This window comes from Stenotrophomonas maltophilia group sp. RNC7, from assembly GCF_030910085.1.
GTDB classification, from domain to species: Bacteria; Pseudomonadota; Gammaproteobacteria; order Xanthomonadales; family Xanthomonadaceae; genus Stenotrophomonas; species Stenotrophomonas sepilia.
The window spans coordinates 1-1,365 of sequence record NZ_JAVFVN010000147.1 but is presented as its reverse complement, the minus strand read 5'-3'; the positions used below and the strand labels follow the sequence as shown (position 1 = coordinate 1,365).

Genomic DNA, 1,365 nt, shown 5'->3' with positions numbered 1-1,365 from the left:
TGAACAAATATTCTGTTTTGTTTTATAATTGTATAAACGGGCAACTACTTTTTATTTTTATTTTGAGCTAATAACAAAAGAACCTTTCGGGTTTAATTTTTCTGATGAAAAATTCCGAAGGGTTCTTTTTTTATTTGCCCTAAGGAGGAGGTGATTGGAACAATGTGTAAAGAGAAGGTAAATATTTTAAACAGAGAGAGAAAAATAAAAATTGAAGAATGTAAAATGTACGATAGGCTATTTAATCAAAATACACAATTATATGTTTATTTTGTAGATTCAGAAGGGACAATAGCAATCGTACCAGTAGAGGTCCCAGTCAAATATTTTGAGGGATTTTTGCAACAACATAAACAAATATATTTGGTAACAACAGCAGCTGATAATACAACTTTATTTGAATTAAGGGGAGAAGAAATTTTTAAGGTTTCACCTAAATATAGAGGAGAAGTATATGAGTTTTTGGAAGAATGTGGGATAGATACAGCATCAGCTAAAAGTAGAGGAGTATAAGAAATATAAATTGGAGAGCTTACTGGCTCTCTAATTTTATTTATGGAGGTATATGTCGATGAATAAAGAGTTATATAATCTTATTTTTTTAGAATGTAGAGAGGACAAAATGAGCAAGAGAAAAGGAAATAATACAAAATATGATTTGAAAGTTGTTAAGAATGGAAAAACAGGGAATGTTTTTAGATATTTACCTTATGGAAAATTGGAAGCTTTTAAGGTTTGTTTTATAAAAGCAGCTAAGAATAAATCATAGTATAATGACGGAAATAGAAGAGAAAAATATTAAAAAATTAACATTTTTAGGAGGTTTTTCCTTTAAAAAAGTGAATAATAACAATAATAATTTTAGAGGGAGGTAAAATTATGTGTAAAAAAAATATTAGTAAGTTAGAAGAAAAGCTGGCGAAAAATAATAAGGTAGTAGGCTTACGTTTAACAGTGAATGCAGAACAAAAACAATTTGCATATGTTTTTGTAAAGACAAGGTACGCGGCTAATAGATTTACAATCCATATTCAAGACAGACGGCATGTTGCCAAAAGTATTTCAATATTAGACTGTATTTTAGATGTACAAGACGAATTAATAGATCTTTTAGGAGTTCGCGAATTTGCTTACAAGTTTCTAAATGAGTCTAAGTGGATTTTATATGGGAAAAATGGAGAGATTCGAGAATTTATTTTTGGGGATCAGGACGCAATTTGTCAAATTTATGCTGAAGGGTTAGACGATGAATTTTTGGAATTATCTTTAGAGAGAAAAGGGAAATTAAATAAAGAATTAGGACTAAAAGATGAACAATATTATGATTTATTTGCAGCTATATAAATTAGCGTTTGGTAAATAGAG

General features: G+C 28.9%; 3 protein-coding genes. All 3 read left to right on the top strand.

Annotation, left to right across the window (positions count from 1 at the left end):
* Window positions 1–150: 150 nt before the first annotated feature.
* The 3 genes from RCF13_RS01810 (at window position 151) to RCF13_RS01800 (ending at window position 1,344) form a co-directional block, all read left to right on the top strand.
* Entirely contained in the window at window positions 151–513 is a 363-nt protein-coding gene (locus tag RCF13_RS01810; protein ID WP_308140774.1) for a hypothetical protein, read from the top strand.
* 58 nt (window positions 514–571) lie between these two features.
* Window positions 572–769, top strand: coding sequence for a hypothetical protein (locus RCF13_RS01805; protein ID WP_001995731.1), 198 nt, complete (start codon window positions 572–574; stop codon window positions 767–769).
* A 110-nt stretch (window positions 770–879) separates the two neighbouring features.
* Window positions 880–1,344, top strand: a complete 465-nt coding sequence (locus tag RCF13_RS01800; RefSeq protein ID WP_001996050.1) for a hypothetical protein — start codon at window positions 880–882, stop codon at window positions 1,342–1,344.
* The last annotated feature ends 21 nt before the right edge of the window (window positions 1,345–1,365 follow it).